A 17,706-nucleotide genomic window follows, 5' to 3' on the forward strand; every position below is an offset into this window, starting at 1 on the left:
CGTTCGGCAGGGGATGAGCCGGTGTCAACGCGGCAGCATGGGCATCACGTAATACGTCAGCTCCACATCGCCCGGCTCCACCGCGCGGATGACGCAGGCCCGCATACCGGGCTGGATGTCGAGCCGCACCCGCTCCCCGGCGAAACCCTGCAGCGCGTCCAGCAGGTAGCGCGCCTGGAACGAGGGTGACGTCCGGCCGCCCGAAACCTCGGCCTTCAAGGTCTCCTCGGCCTCGCCGGTGTCCTGCTTCGAACTGGCGAGCCGCAGCTGCGAGTCGCCGACCTCCAGCGTCAGTACCCGGCGCTCGTCCGCGTAGACGCCCACCCTGCGCACGGCGGCGGCCAGCGCGTCGGCGGCGACCTCGACCGTCGTGTCCACAGTGGACGACTCGATCAGCTTCTCCGACAGGAATCCCGCGTCGAGGACGGCGGTGGTGACGGTGACTCCTGCCCAGCTCAGGCCGAATCGGGTCCTGTCGCCGTGCAGGCCGACGATGCCGCGAGCCTGCTTCGCCGTCTCGGCCAGCAGGCCCGCCGGGACGAGCGCGTCGATCGGCTCGCCTTCGGAACGCAGCGGCAGGGTGGCGACGGCCATCCGGTACCGGTCGGACGCCGTCAGCCGCAGCTCACGGCTGAAGCTCTGCACGCGGACGCCGGTGAACATCGGCAGCGCGTCGTCCTTGGCGGCCGTGCCCGCGACCGTGCGCAAAGCGGTCACCAGCGCGTGACCGTCCACTTCGGACACCTTCGGCGGCATGTCCGGGAGGTTCAGTTCGCGGCTCAGCAACGGAAGCGCGAACCGGCCGCCTTCCACGCGCACGGCCAGCCGTGATCCCTCGACGACCAGGCGCACCAAATCGCCGTCGAGCATCCGCAGCGTTTCCGCGAGCGGCCCGGCCGGGACGAGGACCTCGCCATCGGTGTGGACCATGGCGTCGCTGGTCAGGCGGACCGCTCGTTCGCTGTCGCTGCCGCCGACGGTCAGGCCTTCCCGCCCGGCACGCAGGAGCAGACCGGAGCGGGCCGACAGCAACCGTGCGGCGGCGGAAACGGCGGACGAGAGGGAGCGGGTGTCGGCAGTCAGGTCCATGCCCGCAAGTTAGCGGGCGGCACCGACAAGTTCGGGGGCTTCGGCGACGGGCCCGGAAGGCCGCGGGCGGAAGCTTCCGCGCATCAGCCACACGACCGCGGCGAGCGCGAACCCGACGGCGCCGGCGGCGAGGAACGCCGCTTCGTGCCCGGCGTGCTCGACGAGGTAACCGCTGATCGACTGCCCGAACGCCAGACCGAGGGTCACCGCGGTGAGCACCCAGCCGAACGCCTCGGCCGCCGTGCCCTTCGGCGCGGCGATCTCGATGGCCGCCGAGTGTGTCGTCGACTGTGGCGTGATGAGCGCGCCCGCGGCGAGCATGGCGAGCGCGAGGCCCCAGAGCGAACCGGGCAGCGCGAGCAGCGCCACCAAAGCGCCGAAGCCCGCCAGCAGCACCGGCAGCCGCAGGCCCATCTGACGCGGCCACGGGCGCAGGCTGTACGCGACGCCGAACGCGACCGAGCTGACCGACCAGGCCGAGAGCAGCAGCCCGCCGATGGAGGTGTTCCCCGCTTCGGCGGCGGCCGCCGGGACGGCGACCTCGACGAAGCCGATCACGGCGCCGAAGCCCAGCGCGGCGATCGCGAGCGTGCGCATGCCGGGGCTGGCCAGCGCGCCGAGCAGTTTGCCGCCCGAGGAAGGCGATGGTCCCCATGCCCGCACGGTCGGGCTCAGCGCGAACAGCACCGCACCCGCGATCATCGTCAGCGAGCCGGTCACGATGCCGGTGCCCGCCCACGGCGCGGCGATCAGCAGCCCGGCGAACCCTGGGCCGAGGATGAAGAAGACCTCCATGCTGATCGCCTCGTACGAGAACGCGGCGTTCCGCGTCGGCCCGGCGGGCAGCAGCCGTGTCCACAGCGCCCGGGAGGCCGAGCCGACCATCGGTTCCGTGATCCCGGTGCCGAAGGCGAGCGGGACCAGCACGAGGGTCGGCGCGTGCGCCTCGATGGCGAACACCAGCCCGGTCATCGCCAGCGCGAAGAACACCGTGGTGGTCAGCAGCGGCCGTGTCGGCCCGAAGCGGTCGATGAGCCGTCCCTGCACGACCGCGCCGACCGAGACACCCACCAGCGACCCGGCCGAAACCAGCCCGGCCGAGGCGAAGGAGCCCGTCTCGCGCTGGACGTAGAGCAGCGCGGAGATGCCGATCATCGCGATCGGCAGGCGGGCGAGCAGCGACGCGATCACCGCCGCGCGGGATCCGGGCGCGGTCAGCGCGGCTCGATAGTCGGCGAGGGAGGTGCGGTGGCTCTCGGCGGAGGCGGACACAGACTGGGACACGCGTACCAGTATGAACTACTCTGGTACGCGAGTACCAGTTCTGTGCCGGTAAGTTTGGTCACCACCGGATTCGGGTACGTCGGGCAATGAACCGGCCCGGTTCGTCACGATCGGGTAACAGTCAGGCGATTCTGAGTCATTCGGGGCAACAAATCGACGCAGATGGCGTCCTTGAGAGTGAAAGAACTTGAGTTCACGGCCGATGGCCGTGGATGGTTGTACGACAACCACACAGTCTCCAGCTCCCTCCGGCGTACGGGTCGGGGCCTTGTTCCGGAGGGCGGGGAGCGCGGATCGTCGGGGGATGGTCCGCGCACAGCGAAGAGCCGGTGCGCCACGTCGGGGGTGGCGCCCGGCTCTTCGTTGTTTCTCCCGCGCTGGGTCACGCGAATGCAATGAAGGGGCCTTTCATCGCAAAATTTGCGATGAAAGGCCCCTTCATTGCGCTTGAAGCAAGGGACTAGCGGGCGCGGCGTGCCAAACGCTCCGGGTCCAGGATCAGGACGCTCTTGCCTTCGAGCCGCAGCCAGCCACGGTGCGCGAAGTCGGCGAGAGCCTTGTTGACGGTCTCGCGCGAAGCGCCGACGTACTGGGCGATCTCTTCCTGCGTCAGGTCGTGGGTGACCCGCAGCAGACCGGCTTCCTGGCTGCCGAACCGCTGCGCGAGCTGCAGCAGCGCGCGCGCCACGCGTCCGGGGACGTCGGTGAAGATCAGCTCGGCGACCATGTTGTTCGTCCGGCGCAGCCTGCGGGCGACCACGCGCAGTAACTGCTCGGCGATCTCCGGGCGGGTGGAGATCCACTGCCGCAGCGCCGGTCGGTCCATCGTCACCGCGCGGACCTCGGTCACGGTCGTCGCGCTGGACGTCCGCGGGCCGGGGTCGAAAATGGACAGCTCGCCGAACATGTCGGACGGGCCGAAGATGCCCAGCAGGTTCTCGCGGCCGTCCGGTGACTTGCGGCCGATCTTCACCTTGCCGGACTGGATGATGTAAAGCTTGTCGCCGGGTTCACCCTCGTTGAAGATGACATGCCCGCGAGGGAACTCCACGGATTCCAAGGTCTGTGCCAGCGCCTCGGCGGCTGCCGGCTCAACACCCTGGAAAATGCCCGCTCGGGCCAGGGTTTCGTCCACCTCGGGTGCCTCCTCATCGAGATACGACGTCGATCCTCATCTGCCGAGGACCGTGTCGTCGATCACTTTTCGCGTCAGTCTAGGTCGTGCGCGCGAGATCGCTCGTCGGCACGCCGAACGTGCGCGCGTGCCTGGAACGATCTCGCTCGAACGTGGAGCCTAACTCCGCACGCGTCGCGCGCGAAGCCTGGCCGCCTTCCCGCCGAGCCTGCGCAGCCGGAAGAGCTCGAGCGCGCGCCCGATGCCGTGCCCGTAAAGGGCCCTGACCTCGTTGGGCTGTGCCTGCTCGAGGAACTCCTCGACTTCGTTCTCCTGCACCGCGACGTGCTTGAGCCGGGTCTCCACGCGTTCCATGAACAGCGCGAAGAACATGATCACCAAGGGAACGAGGATGACGAACCAGACGGTCATGCGCCCTGCCCCGGGAATTCCGAAAAGTTGTGCATTACTCCAGATCCTCGCTCATGGCGTCCTCGATCGAAGCGCCGAGGTGGTGTTCTGGCGTGTCGGCCGTCGACCGGCGGGTGCTCCCCACTGGCTCGTCCGATGGCGCCCGTAGGCTATCGGGGTGCCTCCTGCCCCCACCAATGCCCCCCGTGCGGGGGGTGCGGGTGAAAGCCGGCTCGCCTTGGTGAGACGCGCCAGGCGGATGAAGCGTTGCCTCGACGACGAGTTCCCCGGCGCGCACTGTGAGCTTGACTTCACCAACCCGCTCGAACTGCTGGTCGCGGTCGTGCTGTCGGCACAGACCACCGACGTCCGCGTGAATCAGGTCACGCCCGCGCTCTTCGCGCGCTATCGGACCGCCGCCGACTACGCCGGCGCCGATCGCGCCGAACTCGAGGAGTACCTCCGGCCGACGGGATTCTTCCGCGCCAAGGCGAACTCGGTGATGGGGCTGGGCGCCGCCCTGGTGGAGCGCTACGACGGCGAAGTGCCCGGCAAGCTGAAGGACCTCGTCACGTTGCCCGGTGTCGGCCGCAAGACGGCCAACGTCGTGCTCGGCGACGCCTTCGGGGTCCCCGGGATCACCGTCGACACCCATTTCGGCCGCCTGGTCCGCCGCTGGGGCTGGACCGAGGAGGAGGACCCGGTCAAGGTCGAGCACGCCGTCGGCGAGCTGATCCCGCGCAAGGAGTGGACGCTCCTGTCGCACCGGACGATCTTCCACGGCCGTCGCGTCTGCCACGCCCGCAAACCCGCCTGTGGCGCCTGCCCGCTGGCCAAGATGTGCCCTTCGTTCGGAACCGGCCCGACTGAGTTCGAAGAGGCCGCGAAGCTGGTCAAGGGCGAAGAGCGCGAACACATCCTCGACTTGGCGGCGCGCCGGTGACCAGGGTCACCAAACTGGCTCTCGGCGCCGCCGTGCTGGTGGTGGCCCTGATCGTCGCGTTGCTCACCACCCGTGACGGCCAGGAGCCCGCCAAGACGTCGGGGGATCTCACGGCCGCCCGTGCGAAGGCCGCGCTCGCTCCCTGCCCGCCGCCCGGGCCGGGCGAGGTGGCGAAGCTGCGCGGCGTCGACGTCGAATGTCTCGGCGACGGCTCCCGGGTCGACCTCGCCAAGGTGCTCTCGGGCGGTCCCGTGCTGGTCAACCTGTGGGCGTCGTGGTGCGAGCCGTGCCGCGCCGAACTGCCGTTGCTGCAGGAGTACGCCGCGCTGCCCGGCGCCGCCCGCGTGCTCCTCGTCCAGGTCGCGAGCTCCGGGGCCGACGGGTTGGCCATGCTGAGCGACCTTGGTGTCCGGTTGCCGTCGGTGTTCGACGGTGACGGACAGTCGGGCCCCGTGCGGACGGCACTAAAGGTCCCTTCCTCCCTTCCCGCGACGTACCTGGTCACGGCGGGTGGCGACGTCAGGCTCATCGAGAACCCACGCGTCTTCCTGAACACTGACCAGATGCGCGCCGCTGTGGAAGGGAAACCATGACCGGCCCCCTCGTGGACACCGACGCCGTGCCCGCCTGGTTGCAGCCGCTGGTCAAGATCAGCGGGGACCTCGACACGGCCACCTTCAGCCGGTTCAGCGTGCCGCCGGACGCGAGCTACCGGTCCGCGTCCGTCCTGATGCTCTTCGGCGAGGGCCCGCAGGGGCCGGACGTACTGCTCCAGCGCCGCGCCGACACCCTCGGCTCGCACGCGGGCCAGGTCTCCTTCCCCGGCGGGGGAGCCGAGCCGGACGACGACGGGCCGGTCGGCACCGCGTTGCGCGAGGCCGAGGAGGAGACCGGCGTCGAACCCTCGGGCGTGCTGCCGGTGGCGATCTTCCCGGAACTGTTCGTGCCGGTGTCCGCCTTCGCCGTGACGCCGGTGCTCGCCTACTGGCGGACACCGTCGCCCGTGCACGCCGTCGATCCCGGCGAGACGGCGGCGGTGGCCAGGGTGCCGGTCGCGGAACTCACCGACCCGGCCAACCGGTTCCAGGTGACGCGCAAGGGCTACGACTGGAAGGGGCCCGCGTTCGACGTCGGCGGGCTCTTCGTCTGGGGTTTCACGGGCGGCCTGCTGGCGAGGACGTTGTCGCTCGGTGGCTGGGAACGGGACTGGGACCACGGCGACGTCCGGGACCTTGACGTAGCGTTGGCCGAACATCAGGCGCGGGTCGACGGGCGGCAAGTGCCGGAGAAGGAGTAGGCGCCGGTGAACTGGGTCGACGTACTGGTGATCCTCCTCGCGCTGCTGGCGGGCGTGTCCGGCGCGTTCCAGGGGGTGATCATCGCCCTTCCCTCGCTGGTCGGAGTGGTGCTCGGCGCGCTGGCGGGGATCAAGATCGCGCCGCTGATCGTCGAACTCTTCGAACATCCGGCGGCGAAGGTCGCCTTCGCGGTGGCGACCGTGGTGTTCCTGGTCGCGCTTGGCGAGACCCTCGGGGTCTGGGCCGGCCGGAGACTGCGGCAGAAGATCAACCCGGACAAGCTTTCCGGGGTCGACAAGACACTCGGCGCGGTGGTCCAGGCCGCCGTGGTGTTCGTGGTCGCTTGGCTGATCGCGACGCCGCTCACGGCCGTCTCGGGAGTGCCAGGGCTGGCGAAGTCGATCAACAGCTCGGTCGTGCTCGGCGAGGTCAACAACGTCATGCCGGACGCGGCGCAGGGCTTCCCGAGCGAACTGCGCAAACTGCTCGACGCGTCGGGCTTCCCGTCCATTGTGGACCCGTTCCAGAAGCCGAACGTCCAGGACACCAGCCCGCCGGACACCGCCCTGCAGGCGAGCGCGATCGTCAAACAGGTGCACCGCAGCGTCGTGAAGATCCGCGGGAACGCGACTTCGTGCTCGCGGGCGCTGGAAGGCAGCGGTTTCGTCGTCGCGCCGCAGCGCGTGATGACGAACGCGCACGTCGTCGCGGGGACCGACGAGGTCGCCATCGAGTCGACTTCGGGCAAGTTCCCGGCCAGGGTCGTCTACTTCGACCCCGAGGCCGACGTCGCCGTGCTCGCGGTGCCGAGGCTTCAAGCACCGGTGCTGCCGTTCACGCCGCGGGTCGCGCGGGCCGGCGACAACGCGATCGTGCTCGGCTATCCGCTCGACGGCCCGTACACCGCGACCCCGGCCAGAGTGCGCGGCCGGATCAACCTGCGCGGACCGGACATCTACGAGTCCAACACCGTGCAGCGTGACGTGTTCACCGTGCGCGGGCAGGTCCGCAGCGGCAACTCGGGCGGGCCGATGATCAACCCCGAGGGCGAGGTCATCGGGGTCGTCTTCGGCGCGGCCGTCGAAGACCCGGAGACCGGCTTCACGCTGACTTCGGAGCAGGTGCGGCCCGTGGTGGACACGGCACCGGCGTTGAGCGCGAACGCGTCGACCGGTCCCTGCGCGAACTGAGCTGATCCCTTCGCCGATGCTAGGAACGGTCCGTTCATTGCAAAATTTGCAATGAACGGACCGTTCCTAGCACGCGCGGAGGGTGAATCAGGAGCCTGACGACAGTCCCTCGCGCCAAGAAGCGACGGTCTCCTCCACGTCCAGCGGCCGTGCCCGCAGCACCGGGCCGCCCGCCGGACGCCGGTGCTCGGCGCGGATCCGTTCGTTCAGGTCCTCGACGATCTCCCGCACCCGTGCCTCACGGCGCACCCGCGCCAGCGTGTCCGGCAGGTCGTCGAGTTCCTTCGCGATGGCCAGCGACGGCGGCAGCAGCGCCGATACGTCGTGCCCTTCGCTACGGACCTTGTTCACCACCCAGGCCAGAGCCGTGTCGTTGCCGTCGGTTTTCGGCAGCGGTTTCCCCGCGCCGGGAAGGTCGTCGAACTCGCCCTTCGCCTCCGCGGCGCTGACCTGCCGGTCCACCCAGGACTCGAACGACATGCCCGTCGGTTTGCGCTCGGTCATGCTTCCAAGATACGGAGGAAGTCCAGCAGCGCCACAGATGTGCGCTCCGGGGCCTCCAGATGCGGGAAGTGCCCGATGCCTGGCCAGCGCTCGAGACGGGCGTCCGGGGCCCAGCGCCGCGACGCCGCCGCCGTCTCGGGCAGGACGCATCGGTCTTCCTCGCCGTGCAGTTGCAGTACGCGGGGAGCGAAGCGGCCTTGCAGCGCTTCGCTGAACCGGCGGCCTTCGCCGCGGAACTGCGCGCGGAACGCCCATCGGTAGTACTCGAGCGCGCTGTGGGGCACTCCCTGCACGAGCATCGCCTGCCGGAACGTCCGCACGGTCTCGGTGAAGTCGGAAGTGTCCGTCCACTGTGGACCGGACCAGGCGCGGAACAGCTCTTCGACGGCAAGTGCTTCGTCCTTGACCAGCCATTTTTCCGGCGCCATCGGTACCTGGAAACGGAACAGATGTCCCGACGCGCGCAGTTGTCCCGGCCGCCGGACGGCCCGGCGCAACGCCAGCGGATGCGCGCCGCCCAGCACGCTGACCGAAGACACCAGCCGGGGATGCAGCGCGCCGACCGTCCACGCGAGCATGCCGCCCCAGGCATGTCCGACGAGATGGGCCTTGCGCGCGCCGAGGGACTTGATCAGCCCGCCGACGTCGCCGGCCAGGGTCCACGCGTCGTAGCCGCGCGGGGGCTTGTCCGAGTCGCCGTAACCGCGCAGATCGACCGCGATCGCGCGGAAACCGGCGTCGGCGAGCGCCGTCAGCTGGTGGTGCCAGGTCCACCAGAACTCGGCGAACCCGTGCAGCAGCAGGACCACCGGCCCGTCGCCGAGTTCGGCGACGTGCAGCCGGATGCCGTTCGCCGAGACGTCACGATGGGTCCACGGGCCGTCGATCCGGACGATCGACGGATCCGGTGTCGCCTGCACCGCTCGAAGACTCAGTCTTGGTCTTCGGCGCCGTGACGCGGCTTGAAGGCGGCGGCGGTGTCCTTGAAGCTGTTGATCGTGCGCTCCGGCGCCTTGATCTTCTTCACCTTGCGGTAGCCGAGGAAGCCCGCGGCCGCCGTCGAGACGAGCATCAGCCCGAACACGATCAGGAACGCCGCCCAGCGCTGCAGGAACTCCGACAGCAGTTCGCCGAGGAAGAAAAAGAAGAAGAACGAGCTGTACAGGCCGATGACCAGCGCGACAAGGAAGAAGATGGCGCCCTTGAGGCCCTTCTTCGCCTCCGCGACGACCTCGGACTTGGCCAGCTCGACCTCGGCGCGGATCAGCGTCGAAACGTGCTGTGTGGCATCGCCGACGAGTTTCCCGAGGGACTGCTCGCTCGCTACCACGTCGTCATCGCTCGACAGGGGGAGGTAGGGCACGGCCCCCACGCCGTCGGGGCCGGTACGTTCGTGCTTGGGGCTGCTCACACCGGTCATCGTGCCACGTGCCCCGATCACGGGCGCGGCGGACCGGCGAGTGTCGCCTACTCAATGTCCATTGGTGAACCCGCGACCACGATCGCGGGGCCGGGTTCTCAGTCGTCCTTCGCGTGCACGCGGCTGCGGTGCACGAGCATCGCGGCGGCCGAAAGCGAGGCGATGGCCGAAGCGATCAGCACCGCCGCCTTCGCCAGTTCGACGGACTCCCCGTCGAGCGCGAGATCGGCGATCAGCAGGCTCACCGTGAACCCGACGCCGCCGAGCATCGACAGCGCGCCGATGTCCCGCCAGCCCATCCCCCTGGGTTTCTCCGCGAGTTTGAACTTCACCGCGAGCAGGCTGGCGCCGAAGATCCCGATCAGCTTCCCGCCGACCAGCCCGACCAGGATGGCCAGCGGCAACGCCGTGGTGAACACGTCGCCGAGCGATTCGGCGTCCACCTTGATCCCGGCCGCGAACAGCGCGAACAGCGGCACCGCGACCGCGGCCGACCACGGCTGCAACCGGTGTTCGAGCCGGATCGCGGGCGCGTGCTCCTCGCCCTCGTCGGCGCGGACGCGGGTGAGCAGGCCGAGCGCGACGCCGGCGATGGTGGCGTGGACGCCCGCCGAGTGCACCGCGATCCAGGTGATCAAGGCCAGCGGCACGTAGATCCAGGCGCTGCGGACACGGCGCTTCTGCAGGTACGCGTACAACGCGAGCGCGACGACGGCGACGCCCGCGGCGACGAGGTCGAACTTCGCGGTGAACAGGATCGCGATGACGAGGATCGCGCCGAGGTCGTCGACCACCGCGAGCGAGAGCAGGAAGACCCTGGCACTGCTCGGCAGGTTCGACGCGGTCAGCGCGAGGACGCCCAGCGCGAACGCGATGTCCGTGGCGACCGGGATGGCCCACGCGCGTTCGATGCCCGGCGTTCCCCAGCCGACGGCGAGCGCGACCAGCGCCGGGACGATCATGCCGCCGATCGCGGCGACCACCGGCAGGATCGCCTGTTTGAACCGGGAAAGCTCGCCGACCACGAGTTCGCGTTTGAGTTCGAGCCCCGCGACGAAGAAGAACAGCGCGAGCAGGCCGTCTTTCGCCCAGTCGCCGATCGTCAGGTTCAGGTGGAGGAATTCGGGGCCGAGCCGGAAATCACGGATCGCGCGATAAAGGTCGTCGATGGGCGAATTGGCCCAAAGCAGGGCGATCGCGGTGGCGCCGAGCAGGATCAACCCGCCGGTCGTCTCCGTGCGCAGGTAGCGGGCGAACTCGGCGACGGCTTTGGCGGGGCGGTTGGGGCCGGACAAGGCATCCTCCGGGTTTCGGCGTCGACGAACACTGTTGCCGACCAGACTTCCCGGCGCACCTTGACGCAATTTTAATGCCTCAAGCTGCGGAAATCTCGCTTTCATGACAGCTGCCACAGAGATCATGCGGACGTCGGTGTCCCGTCCACATGGTGGGCTTCTAGCATGTCAACCGGAAACCGACAACGATGTCTTCACTAAGGACGGCATGGTGAGTACCTCTACCGAGGTCCAGCAAGACACGAGGTTCTTCGGGCACCCACGAGGGCTCGCGAACCTCTTCGGCGTCGAGATGTGGGAGCGTTTCTCGTTCTACGGGATGCTCGGCATCCTCCCGATCTACCTCTACTACGAAGTCAGCCAGGGCGGCCTGGCGCTGCCGAAGGCCTCCGCGCTCGGCATCGTCGGCGCGTACGGCGGCATGGTCTACCTGTCGGCCGTGATCGGCGCCTGGGTCGCGGACCGCGTGCTCGGCTCCGAACGGACGCTGTTCTACAGCGCGATCCTCATCATGATCGGGCACGTCAGCCTCGCCGTGCTGCCCGGTCTCGCGGGCATCGGTGTCGGCCTCGTCTGCGTGGCCGTCGGCAGCGGCGGGCTGAAGTCCAACGCCACCGCCATCGTCGGCACGCTGTACGCGCCAGGTGACGAGCGCCGTGACGGCGGTTTCACGATCTTCTACATGGGCGTGAACGTCGGTGGCTTCGTCGGGCCGCTGCTGACCGGGCTCGCGCAGAGCGAGATCGGTTTCCACGTCGGCTTCGGGCTCGCCGCGGTCGGCATGGCGCTCGGCCTGATCCAGTACACGATCGGCCGCAAGAACCTCGGCGAGAAGGCGAGCGAGATCCCCAACCCGCTGCCCGCGTCGCAGCGCCCGGTGGTCTACGCCGGCACCGCGGTCGGTGTCGCGGCGATCGTCCTGCTGGTGGTGTTCGGTGTGATCAACCCGGCGAACCTGGTCGACATCGTCGTCGGGGCCGTCGCGGTCATCTCGGTCATCTACTTCGTGGTGATCATCAGCAGCAAGAAGATCACCTCCGACGAACGCACCAGGGTGTACTCGTTCATCCCGATGTTCATCGCGAGCGCGGCGTTCTTCTCGCTGTACCAGCAGCAGTTCACCGTCGTCGCCGCCTACACCGACGAGCGGCTGAACCGCACCGTCTTCGGCTGGGAGATGCCGGTGGCGTGGGTCAACTCGATCAACCCGGTGTTCATCATCCTGTTCGCGCCGGTGATCGCGGCGATCTGGACGAAACTCGGCCCCAAGCAGCCGTCCTCGCCGATCAAATTCGTGCTCGGCACCGTCACCATGGGCTTGGCGTTCCTGCTGTTCCTCCCGATGGTCGGCAGCGGCAAGAACGCGAGCCCGCTGCTCGCGCTGGCGGGCATCCTGTTCGTGTTCACCATGGCGGAACTGATGCTTTCGCCGGTCGGCCTCTCGCTGTCGACCAAACTCGCGCCGGAGGCGTTCCGGACGCAGATGGTGGCGCTGAACTTCCTGTCCATTTCGCTCGGTACGGCGATGTCCGGAAAGCTCGCCGAGTTCTACTCGGTGGAGAACGAAGCGCCGTATTTCAGCATCGTCGGCGGAGTGGCCATCGTGGTCGGTGTGGCGCTCCTGGTGGCGACGCCGATGATCCGCAAGCTGATGAAGGGCGTTCACTAGACGCTCCGAATCACCTGATGAAGGCCCTCTTCCGGCGCACAACGCGGGAAGGGGGCCTTCGTCCATTCCGGACTGGGAACCCCACGGCGTCGAACTGCGTCAAAGCCGGCGAACTGAGACGATCGCCATGGACGACGCAAAACGGACCACCAGGGTTGACGAAATGACCAGTCCCGAAAACGCACAGCCGGAAAGCAAGCCGATCCCGCGGGAATTCCCGCCGGTCGTGTACCTGCCCTGTATGGAAGCGGTGGCCGACGCCAATGAAGCCCGCGTCGCCATGCGCACGACGAGAGACGGCAGGGTCGCGCTCCTCGCCTATTCCGCGCTCGATCGCCTGCACGATTGCTGTGGTCCGCATCAGCCGTGGATCGTCATGCCGACACCCGGGCTCGACGCGTTGCAGAAGGCGCAGCCCTTTCAGCTTCTGCTGCTCGACGTCGTGATTCCCGAGGACAAACGGCAGGAGGGGGCGGCGTGACCGGGCCGAAGGTCGATCACGACGTCCTCGACGGCATCGCCAGCACGCTTCGCAACGCCAGCTCCGACGTCGACAAGCTGGGCAACTCGGTCCCCGGCGCTCCCGACGCGGGAGTCGGTACGACGGCGGTCGTCGGCATCCTCGCCCATTTCGTCGAGAACGCGAGCGCGCTGGTGCTCGGCGCGGCCGGTGCCGGCGACGACGTCGCTTCGGCGAACAAGGGCTACCGCGAGCAGGACCACGCCGCGGGAGAAGACGTCCGTAAAGCGGCCGGGGGGCGCTGACCATGGGGATCGACACGAAGATCGAGGGAAATCCGGAAAGCGTCCGCGGCGCGGGGCATTGGCTGCGCGACTCGCTGGCGAAAAGCGTTTCGGACGCGGCGACGCAGATCTATCACGCCAGGAACAGCGCGGATGCCGGATGGGGCGGCGATGGCGGCCAGGCCTTCCGCGCCAAGATGACCACCGGCGCCGAGAAGACCGACCAGTTGTCCGCCGCCGCCAAGACGGCCGCGCAGAACTTCGACACCTACGCCGCAGACCTCCACCGCGCCCAGGAAGACATGCGCGGGGTCCGGAAACGCGCCGCAGCCGCCGGGCTCACGGTGAACGGCGACGTCATCGAGGATCCGGGCAAGGGCCCGTCCGCGCCCGGCGCGGCACCCACCGGCGAGGCCGCCACGCCGGAGGCGATGACGGCGCACAACGACGCCGTCACCGCTTCGAACGCGCACGCGGCCAAGGTCAAGGCGTACAACACAGCCAAGACCGAGTCCGACGCCGCGAGCCACATCGCGAAACTCGCGGGCGACACGCTGAAGAACGTCTGGCAGGACGTCACGCAGAAGTGGTTCCTCGTGGTCGGTGACCTCACCAGCGGTGCCGCCGGGACACTCGCCGCCAAACATTCGTCGATCCTCGGCAAACAGGCGAAGTTCCTTTCCGAGGAATCCGCGAAGTTCCTGGAGCGGGCGCGAACCGCGCCGGCGGGGACGCCCGCGTCGCAGATCTATCGCGATGTCGACCTCGGACGGACCGCCGCCCAGCAGGCGGACGATGTCGCCGCGGCGGCGAAGAACACCGATGCCAACGCGGCCAAATGGGGCCTTCGAGCGGGTGGCGCGCTCGCCGTCGCCGGGGTCGCCTACGACATCGCCAACGGCAAACCGGCCGCGCAGGCGATCGTTTCCGGTGGTGTCGGTTTCGGTGCCTCGGTGGCCGCCGGCGCGGCGATCGGCACGCTGATCCCGGTGCCCGTCGTCGGAACGGCGGTCGGTGCCATCGGCGGTGCTGTGGTAGGTGTATTCGCGTCGGGCATGGTCGATTCCCTGTGGACGAACGGGATCGGCGACGTGGGCGGAGCGATCGAGGACGGGGCCGAAGCTGTGGGCGATGCGGGCAAGGCCATCGGCGGACTCGCCAAGGACGCGTGGGATGCCATCTTCTGACTTCGGCGAGCGACCCGCGGAATGGCCGCCCGGTGACGGCGCGAAGTACAAGGCGGCGCTGGTCTTCGTCGTGCTCCTCGGGGTCGCCTGTGTGCCCGTCGGGTTCGGGTTCGTCGCGATCGGCAAGGCCGGTGCGCTGAAGTATGCCCTCCTGCTCGCGGCGTTGTTCCTGCTCACAGCGGTGTACGGGCTGGTGACGAGGATCCGTCCGGGGCACCGCCATGCCGACATCGCGATCACCACCTACGAGGGGCGCCCCGCCACCGAAATCCGCTACTCGCAAGTGGCCTTCACGGTCCTGACGCTGCTGATGGTCTGCCTGACGGCCATCTGCGCGCTGGGCGCCTGGGACTTCCTGTCCGCGGGCGAAGAGGTGCCGGCGGCACCGGTCGGAGCGGCGTTGATGGGGCTCGCCGCCTTGTTCTTCTTGAGTTTCCTCGTGTTCGTGGTGGCGGGCCGGTTGCGGCGCGGCCGGGTCGTCCTGGCGCAGCAGGGGATCTTCCAGCGCGGGAGGGCCTTCTCGTCGTTCCTGCCGTGGGAGGCGTTCGCCGGGGCGAAGGCCGCGTACAACGGGACGCCCGAAGTGCTGGTGATCGCCTACACCAACGCGCCATGGGACAAGCGGCGGCTCGGCGGGATCTGGAAGCTCGACAAGCTGCCGCCCGCGCCGATGATCGAGATCGACACGACGTCGTTCGCGCTCGACCCGACCGTGGTCTATCACCTGGTGCGGTTCTACGTGGAGAACCCGGCCGCCCGCGTGGAACTGGGCACGGACGCCTCCCTGCGCCGGTTCAGCCCACGCTGACGCCGAACAGCACGCCGACGTAGTAGGTCACCAGCATCGTCAGCGCGCCGACGCCGACGTTCCGCGCGATCGCGCGGCCGACGCGGGCGTCGCCGAGTTTCGCGCTGACGAACCCGGTCAGTGCCAGGCCTGCCACCACCGCCGACGCGCACGCCCAGACCCGCGCCGAGGTCGGCGTCCACACGATCGACAGCAGCGGTAGCAGCGCGCCGACGGTGAACGCGACCAGCGAGGCCCACGCCGCCTGCCACGGGCTGGTCAGATTGTCCGGATCGATGCCGAGTTCGGCTTCCGCGTGTGCCTGCAGGGCGTCCTTTTCGGTCAGTTCGCGGGCGACCTCGGCGGCGAGTTCCGGGGACAGCCCTTTCGACTCGTAGATCTCCGCGAGTTCCCGTTCTTCGGCCTCTGGCATCTCTTTGAGTTCACGCTTTTCCAGGCGCAACTGGGCGCGTTCGGTGTCGCGCTGGGTGCTCACCGACACGTATTCGCCGCCCGCCATCGAAAGGGCGCCCGCGACCAGTCCGGCGATTCCCGCGGTCGCGATCACGGTGGAGTCGGTGGTCGCGCCCGCGACGCCGACCACGATGCCCGCCACCGAGACGATCCCGTCGTTCGCACCGAGAACCCCGGCGCGAAGCCAGTTCAGCTTGCCGCTCAGATCCGCGTGCGGCTCGTGCGGATGTGAAGTCGATACGGTATCGGTCACCTTTTCAGTGAAACACAAAGAACGGGGATCGGCGAGGGAAGGCCGTTTCGGTAAATAGAGGCAATCCTTATTGACTATTGCCTTACCTAACCCGTCGGCTAGGTTGAGTCCGTGGCAGAGGTGGTGATCCTGATCGGGCTCCAGGCGTCCGGGAAGACGACGTTCTTCCGCCGGGAGTTCGCGAGCACTCACGTCCATGTCAGCAAGGACACCTTCCCCAACGCCCGGCGTCCCCAGGTCCGGCAACTGCGGATGCTGGCCGAAGCGCTCGAGGACGGCCGTTCGGTGGTCGTGGACAACACCAACCCCTCGCCGGAGGAATGGGCGCCGCTCATCGAGGTCGCCAGGCGGTACGGCGCGCGGGTGCGCGGCTACTGGTTCCCGCCCGACCTCGCCGGGTCCCACGGGCGCAACGCGCTCAGGAAAGGGAAAACCCGGGTGCCCGACGTCGGTCTGTATGCGACGCTGAAACGCCTCAGGCGACCTGGCGCCGAGGACGGTTTCGACGAGCTGTACACCGTCGGTTTCGACGGTGAGGGCGGTTTCGTCGTGGAACGGGGGTGACCGTGGAATCCGGTGGTTTCGAGGCGCGGCAACGCGAACGCGAGTGGTTCCACGGCCTGACCGTCCCGCCGGGATCGTGGACGGTGCTCCGCGTGGACGGCCGTGGGTTCTCCAAGTTCACCGAAGCGCGGTTCGAGAAGCCCTTCGATCCCCGGTTCAGCGAGTGCATGGTCGAGGCGGCCAAGGCTTTGATGACGGACTTCGCCGCGCCGTACGTCTACACCGAGAGCGACGAGATCTCGATCCTGCTCGATCCCGCCGCCGACCTGTTCGGCAGGGGAGTCGAGAAGCTCGTGTCGATCTCCGCCGGGATCGCGTCGGCGGCGTTCACGCACGCGGCCGGAGTGCCCGCGCACTTCGACGGCCGGGTTTGGCTCGGCACGACGGCGGACGATGTCGTCGACTATTTCTCCTGGCGTCAAGCGGACGCGACACGCTGCGCGCTCAACGGCTGGTGCTACTGGACCTTGCGCAAGGCGGGGAAGTCGGCGCGGGAAGCGGGAGACGTCTTGGAGGGCGCGGGTATTCCGGAGAAGAACGAGCTGCTTTACGCGCACGGCGTCAACTTCACCGAAGTACCCGCCTGGCAGCGACGCGGCGTCGGGCTGTACTGGGAATCCTACGAACGCACCGGATTCGATCCGGTGCGCGAGATCGAGGTCCCCGCGGCCCGCCGCCGCGTCCGCGTGGAGCGCGAGCTGCCGATGAAGGACGGATACCGAGCCTTCCTCGGTGAACTGCTTCAGCCGATCGGTTCGGGCAGCCGCCGCACGGTGTAGGCGAGTTCGATCGTCTCGCCGGTCGCCGGATCACCCAGTTCCACGCGCCAGGAGTCGGCGAACTGGTCGACGCCGTGCACCATCGGGATGGTCCCCGAGATCAGCACGGTGCCCGGAGCGTGGAGGCCGCGTTCGCGCAGCACGTCCAGCCAGTACGACGGCGGCAGGAGCTCCGCGAGTTTCCCTTGCTGAATCAGGGTTTCCCCGGCCCAAGCCGAGAGCGTGAGGTCGTCGAGCCGGTCCTGGACGTCGACGAGACGCCAGGCCTTGGCGGCGAGGACGTCGGGGCCGGCGTTCTTGCTCCACGCGACGCCGTGCGCTTCGAGCGCGCGGTCGGTGTGGTCGCAGGCGGCGGTCAGGAGGACGTCCTCCGGCTCGGGGCCGGTGATGACGAGGGCCCATTCGGCCTCGCCGGAGGTTCGCTCGTGCTGCACGGGGACCTCGTCGGTCTGGCTGGCCAGGTACGGCGCGACCGGGTAGAGCGCCGGGATCACCGAAGGCGCGGGGACGCCGAGTTCGGCCAGTTCGGCCACGTGGGCGGCGACGTCCTCCTGGCTGCGACCGGCGTATCCGGCGTTCAGGAGCGTGTGGACCTCGGTCCGCCGCTCCTCGCCGCCGGGAAGGGTGAAACGCAGCTCAGGCATCTGTCCTCCGAGATTGGGGGTTGCGCATACGCCTTGTATACAAGGAGTATATCCGCA

21 protein-coding genes are annotated in these 17,706 nt (G+C 68.7%); 11 read left to right on the forward strand and 10 right to left on the reverse strand.

Annotated elements, in window-relative coordinates; translation table 11 throughout:
* Positions 1–24: 24 nt before the first annotated feature.
* The 4 genes from dnaN to DMH03_RS07110 all read right to left on the reverse strand — a co-directional run bounded on the left by dnaN (position 25) and on the right by DMH03_RS07110 (position 3,919).
* Positions 25–1,089, reverse strand: coding sequence for a DNA polymerase III subunit beta (gene dnaN, locus DMH03_RS07095; RefSeq protein WP_125791123.1), 1,065 nt, complete (start codon positions 1,087–1,089; stop codon positions 25–27).
* A 9-nt stretch (positions 1,090–1,098) separates the two neighbouring features.
* Positions 1,099–2,361: an MFS transporter gene (locus tag DMH03_RS07100; protein ID WP_199748772.1), complete on the reverse strand. Its 1,263-nt coding sequence runs from the start codon at positions 2,359–2,361 to the stop codon at positions 1,099–1,101.
* A gap of 472 nt (positions 2,362–2,833) precedes the next feature.
* The gene (locus DMH03_RS07105; protein WP_003081747.1) at positions 2,834–3,508 is read right to left on the reverse strand and encodes a Crp/Fnr family transcriptional regulator; all 675 of its coding nucleotides are present in this window, start codon (positions 3,506–3,508) and stop codon (positions 2,834–2,836) included.
* Positions 3,509–3,667: 159 nt separating this feature from the next.
* Complete coding sequence (locus DMH03_RS07110; RefSeq protein ID WP_005166943.1) at positions 3,668–3,919, reverse strand: hypothetical protein; 252 nt, start codon at positions 3,917–3,919, stop codon at positions 3,668–3,670.
* A gap of 238 nt (positions 3,920–4,157) precedes the next feature.
* Here DMH03_RS07110 and nth point away from each other — a divergent pair, with 238 nt between their 5' ends.
* From nth to DMH03_RS07130, 4 genes are read left to right on the forward strand one after another with little or no spacing between them, the layout of a single operon-like run.
* Positions 4,158–4,841, forward strand: coding sequence for an endonuclease III (nth, locus tag DMH03_RS07115; RefSeq protein WP_125791125.1), 684 nt, complete (start codon positions 4,158–4,160; stop codon positions 4,839–4,841).
* A complete protein-coding gene (locus tag DMH03_RS07120; protein WP_125791126.1) occupies positions 4,838–5,434 on the forward strand; it encodes a TlpA disulfide reductase family protein in 597 nt (198 codons plus the stop codon). Before nth ends, DMH03_RS07120 begins: the two co-directional genes overlap by 4 nt.
* Positions 5,431–6,138, forward strand: coding sequence for a CoA pyrophosphatase (locus DMH03_RS07125; protein ID WP_125791127.1), 708 nt, complete (start codon positions 5,431–5,433; stop codon positions 6,136–6,138). Before DMH03_RS07120 ends, DMH03_RS07125 begins: the two co-directional genes overlap by 4 nt.
* Positions 6,139–6,144: 6 nt before the next feature.
* A complete protein-coding gene (locus DMH03_RS07130) occupies positions 6,145–7,329 on the forward strand; it encodes a MarP family serine protease (RefSeq protein ID WP_125791128.1) in 1,185 nt (394 codons plus the stop codon).
* Between the two features lie 87 nt (positions 7,330–7,416).
* Here DMH03_RS07130 and DMH03_RS07135 read toward each other — a convergent pair whose 3' ends face one another.
* The 4 genes from DMH03_RS07135 to nhaA all read right to left on the reverse strand — a co-directional run bounded on the left by DMH03_RS07135 (position 7,417) and on the right by nhaA (position 10,548).
* On the reverse strand, positions 7,417–7,833 hold the full coding sequence (locus DMH03_RS07135; protein WP_125791129.1) for a DUF1992 domain-containing protein: 417 nt from the start codon (positions 7,831–7,833) through the stop codon (positions 7,417–7,419).
* Positions 7,830–8,753 carry an alpha/beta fold hydrolase gene (locus DMH03_RS07140; RefSeq protein ID WP_125791130.1) on the reverse strand — a complete coding sequence of 308 codons (924 nt, stop codon included), beginning with the start codon at positions 8,751–8,753 and terminating at the stop codon, positions 7,830–7,832. Before DMH03_RS07140 ends, DMH03_RS07135 begins: the two co-directional genes overlap by 4 nt.
* Before the next feature lie 11 nt (positions 8,754–8,764).
* Positions 8,765–9,253, reverse strand: a complete 489-nt coding sequence (locus DMH03_RS07145; RefSeq protein ID WP_125791131.1) for a phage holin family protein — start codon at positions 9,251–9,253, stop codon at positions 8,765–8,767.
* 98 nt (positions 9,254–9,351) lie between these two features.
* Positions 9,352–10,548, reverse strand: coding sequence for a Na+/H+ antiporter NhaA (nhaA, locus tag DMH03_RS07150; protein ID WP_125791132.1), 1,197 nt, complete (start codon positions 10,546–10,548; stop codon positions 9,352–9,354).
* Positions 10,549–10,756: 208 nt separating this feature from the next.
* On the opposite strand from nhaA, the gene DMH03_RS07155 reads away from it, so the two are divergent.
* The 5 genes from DMH03_RS07155 (at position 10,757) to DMH03_RS07175 (ending at position 14,956) form a co-directional block, all read left to right on the forward strand.
* Positions 10,757–12,217, forward strand: a complete 1,461-nt coding sequence (locus tag DMH03_RS07155; RefSeq protein WP_199748696.1) for a peptide MFS transporter — start codon at positions 10,757–10,759, stop codon at positions 12,215–12,217.
* A 163-nt stretch (positions 12,218–12,380) separates the two neighbouring features.
* Positions 12,381–12,698, forward strand: coding sequence for an SAV_915 family protein (locus DMH03_RS07160; protein WP_125791133.1), 318 nt, complete (start codon positions 12,381–12,383; stop codon positions 12,696–12,698).
* Positions 12,695–12,982, forward strand: coding sequence for a hypothetical protein (locus DMH03_RS07165; protein WP_125791134.1), 288 nt, complete (start codon positions 12,695–12,697; stop codon positions 12,980–12,982). The genes DMH03_RS07160 and DMH03_RS07165 overlap by 4 nt, the downstream gene beginning before the upstream one ends.
* A gap of 2 nt (positions 12,983–12,984) precedes the next feature.
* The gene (locus tag DMH03_RS07170) at positions 12,985–14,148 is read left to right on the forward strand and encodes a hypothetical protein (RefSeq protein WP_125791135.1); all 1,164 of its coding nucleotides are present in this window, start codon (positions 12,985–12,987) and stop codon (positions 14,146–14,148) included.
* Positions 14,135–14,956: a hypothetical protein gene (locus DMH03_RS07175; RefSeq protein WP_125791136.1), complete on the forward strand. Its 822-nt coding sequence runs from the start codon at positions 14,135–14,137 to the stop codon at positions 14,954–14,956. Before DMH03_RS07170 ends, DMH03_RS07175 begins: the two co-directional genes overlap by 14 nt.
* On the opposite strand, the gene DMH03_RS07180 is transcribed toward DMH03_RS07175, so the two are convergent.
* Positions 14,943–15,662 carry a VIT family protein gene (locus DMH03_RS07180; RefSeq protein ID WP_125791137.1) on the reverse strand — a complete coding sequence of 240 codons (720 nt, stop codon included), beginning with the start codon at positions 15,660–15,662 and terminating at the stop codon, positions 14,943–14,945. The genes DMH03_RS07175 and DMH03_RS07180 overlap by 14 nt on opposite strands.
* Positions 15,663–15,773: 111 nt before the next feature.
* Here DMH03_RS07180 and DMH03_RS07185 point away from each other — a divergent pair, with 111 nt between their 5' ends.
* A complete protein-coding gene (locus DMH03_RS07185) occupies positions 15,774–16,226 on the forward strand; it encodes an ATP-binding protein (RefSeq protein ID WP_125791138.1) in 453 nt (150 codons plus the stop codon).
* Positions 16,223–17,005 (forward strand): tRNA(His) guanylyltransferase Thg1 family protein, encoded by a 783-nt coding sequence (locus tag DMH03_RS07190; RefSeq protein WP_233611302.1) that lies wholly within the window; start codon positions 16,223–16,225, stop codon positions 17,003–17,005. Before DMH03_RS07185 ends, DMH03_RS07190 begins: the two co-directional genes overlap by 4 nt.
* On the opposite strand, the gene DMH03_RS07195 is transcribed toward DMH03_RS07190, so the two are convergent.
* Positions 16,969–17,649 (reverse strand): DUF2848 domain-containing protein, encoded by a 681-nt coding sequence (locus DMH03_RS07195; protein WP_125791139.1) that lies wholly within the window; start codon positions 17,647–17,649, stop codon positions 16,969–16,971. The two genes, DMH03_RS07190 and DMH03_RS07195, sit on opposite strands and share 37 nt — an antisense overlap.
* Positions 17,650–17,706 lie beyond the last annotated feature (57 nt).

Origin of the sequence: Amycolatopsis sp. WAC 01376, from assembly GCF_003947415.1 — a bacterium.
GTDB lineage: Bacteria > Actinomycetota > Actinomycetes > Mycobacteriales > Pseudonocardiaceae > Amycolatopsis.

What these genes read in the sequence shown, in the direction of transcription:
- dnaN (WP_125791123.1), bottom strand. Translation starts at nt 1,089, where the DNA reads ATGGACCTGACTGCCGACACCCGCTCCCTCTCGTCCGCCGTTTCCGCC.
- DMH03_RS07110 (WP_005166943.1), bottom strand. Translation starts at nt 3,919, where the DNA reads ATGACCGTCTGGTTCGTCATCCTCGTTCCCTTGGTGATCATGTTCTTC.
- nth (WP_125791125.1), top strand. Translation starts at nt 4,158, where the DNA reads ATGAAGCGTTGCCTCGACGACGAGTTCCCCGGCGCGCACTGTGAGCTT.
- DMH03_RS07125 (WP_125791127.1), top strand. Translation starts at nt 5,431, where the DNA reads ATGACCGGCCCCCTCGTGGACACCGACGCCGTGCCCGCCTGGTTGCAG.
- DMH03_RS07135 (WP_125791129.1), bottom strand. Translation starts at nt 7,833, where the DNA reads ATGACCGAGCGCAAACCGACGGGCATGTCGTTCGAGTCCTGGGTGGAC.
- DMH03_RS07145 (WP_125791131.1), bottom strand. Translation starts at nt 9,253, where the DNA reads ATGACCGGTGTGAGCAGCCCCAAGCACGAACGTACCGGCCCCGACGGC.
- DMH03_RS07155 (WP_199748696.1), top strand. Translation starts at nt 10,757, where the DNA reads ATGGTGAGTACCTCTACCGAGGTCCAGCAAGACACGAGGTTCTTCGGG.
- DMH03_RS07160 (WP_125791133.1), top strand. Translation starts at nt 12,381, where the DNA reads ATGACCAGTCCCGAAAACGCACAGCCGGAAAGCAAGCCGATCCCGCGG.
- DMH03_RS07170 (WP_125791135.1), top strand. Translation starts at nt 12,985, where the DNA reads ATGGGGATCGACACGAAGATCGAGGGAAATCCGGAAAGCGTCCGCGGC.
- DMH03_RS07175 (WP_125791136.1), top strand. Translation starts at nt 14,135, where the DNA reads ATGCCATCTTCTGACTTCGGCGAGCGACCCGCGGAATGGCCGCCCGGT.
- DMH03_RS07195 (WP_125791139.1), bottom strand. Translation starts at nt 17,649, where the DNA reads ATGCCTGAGCTGCGTTTCACCCTTCCCGGCGGCGAGGAGCGGCGGACC.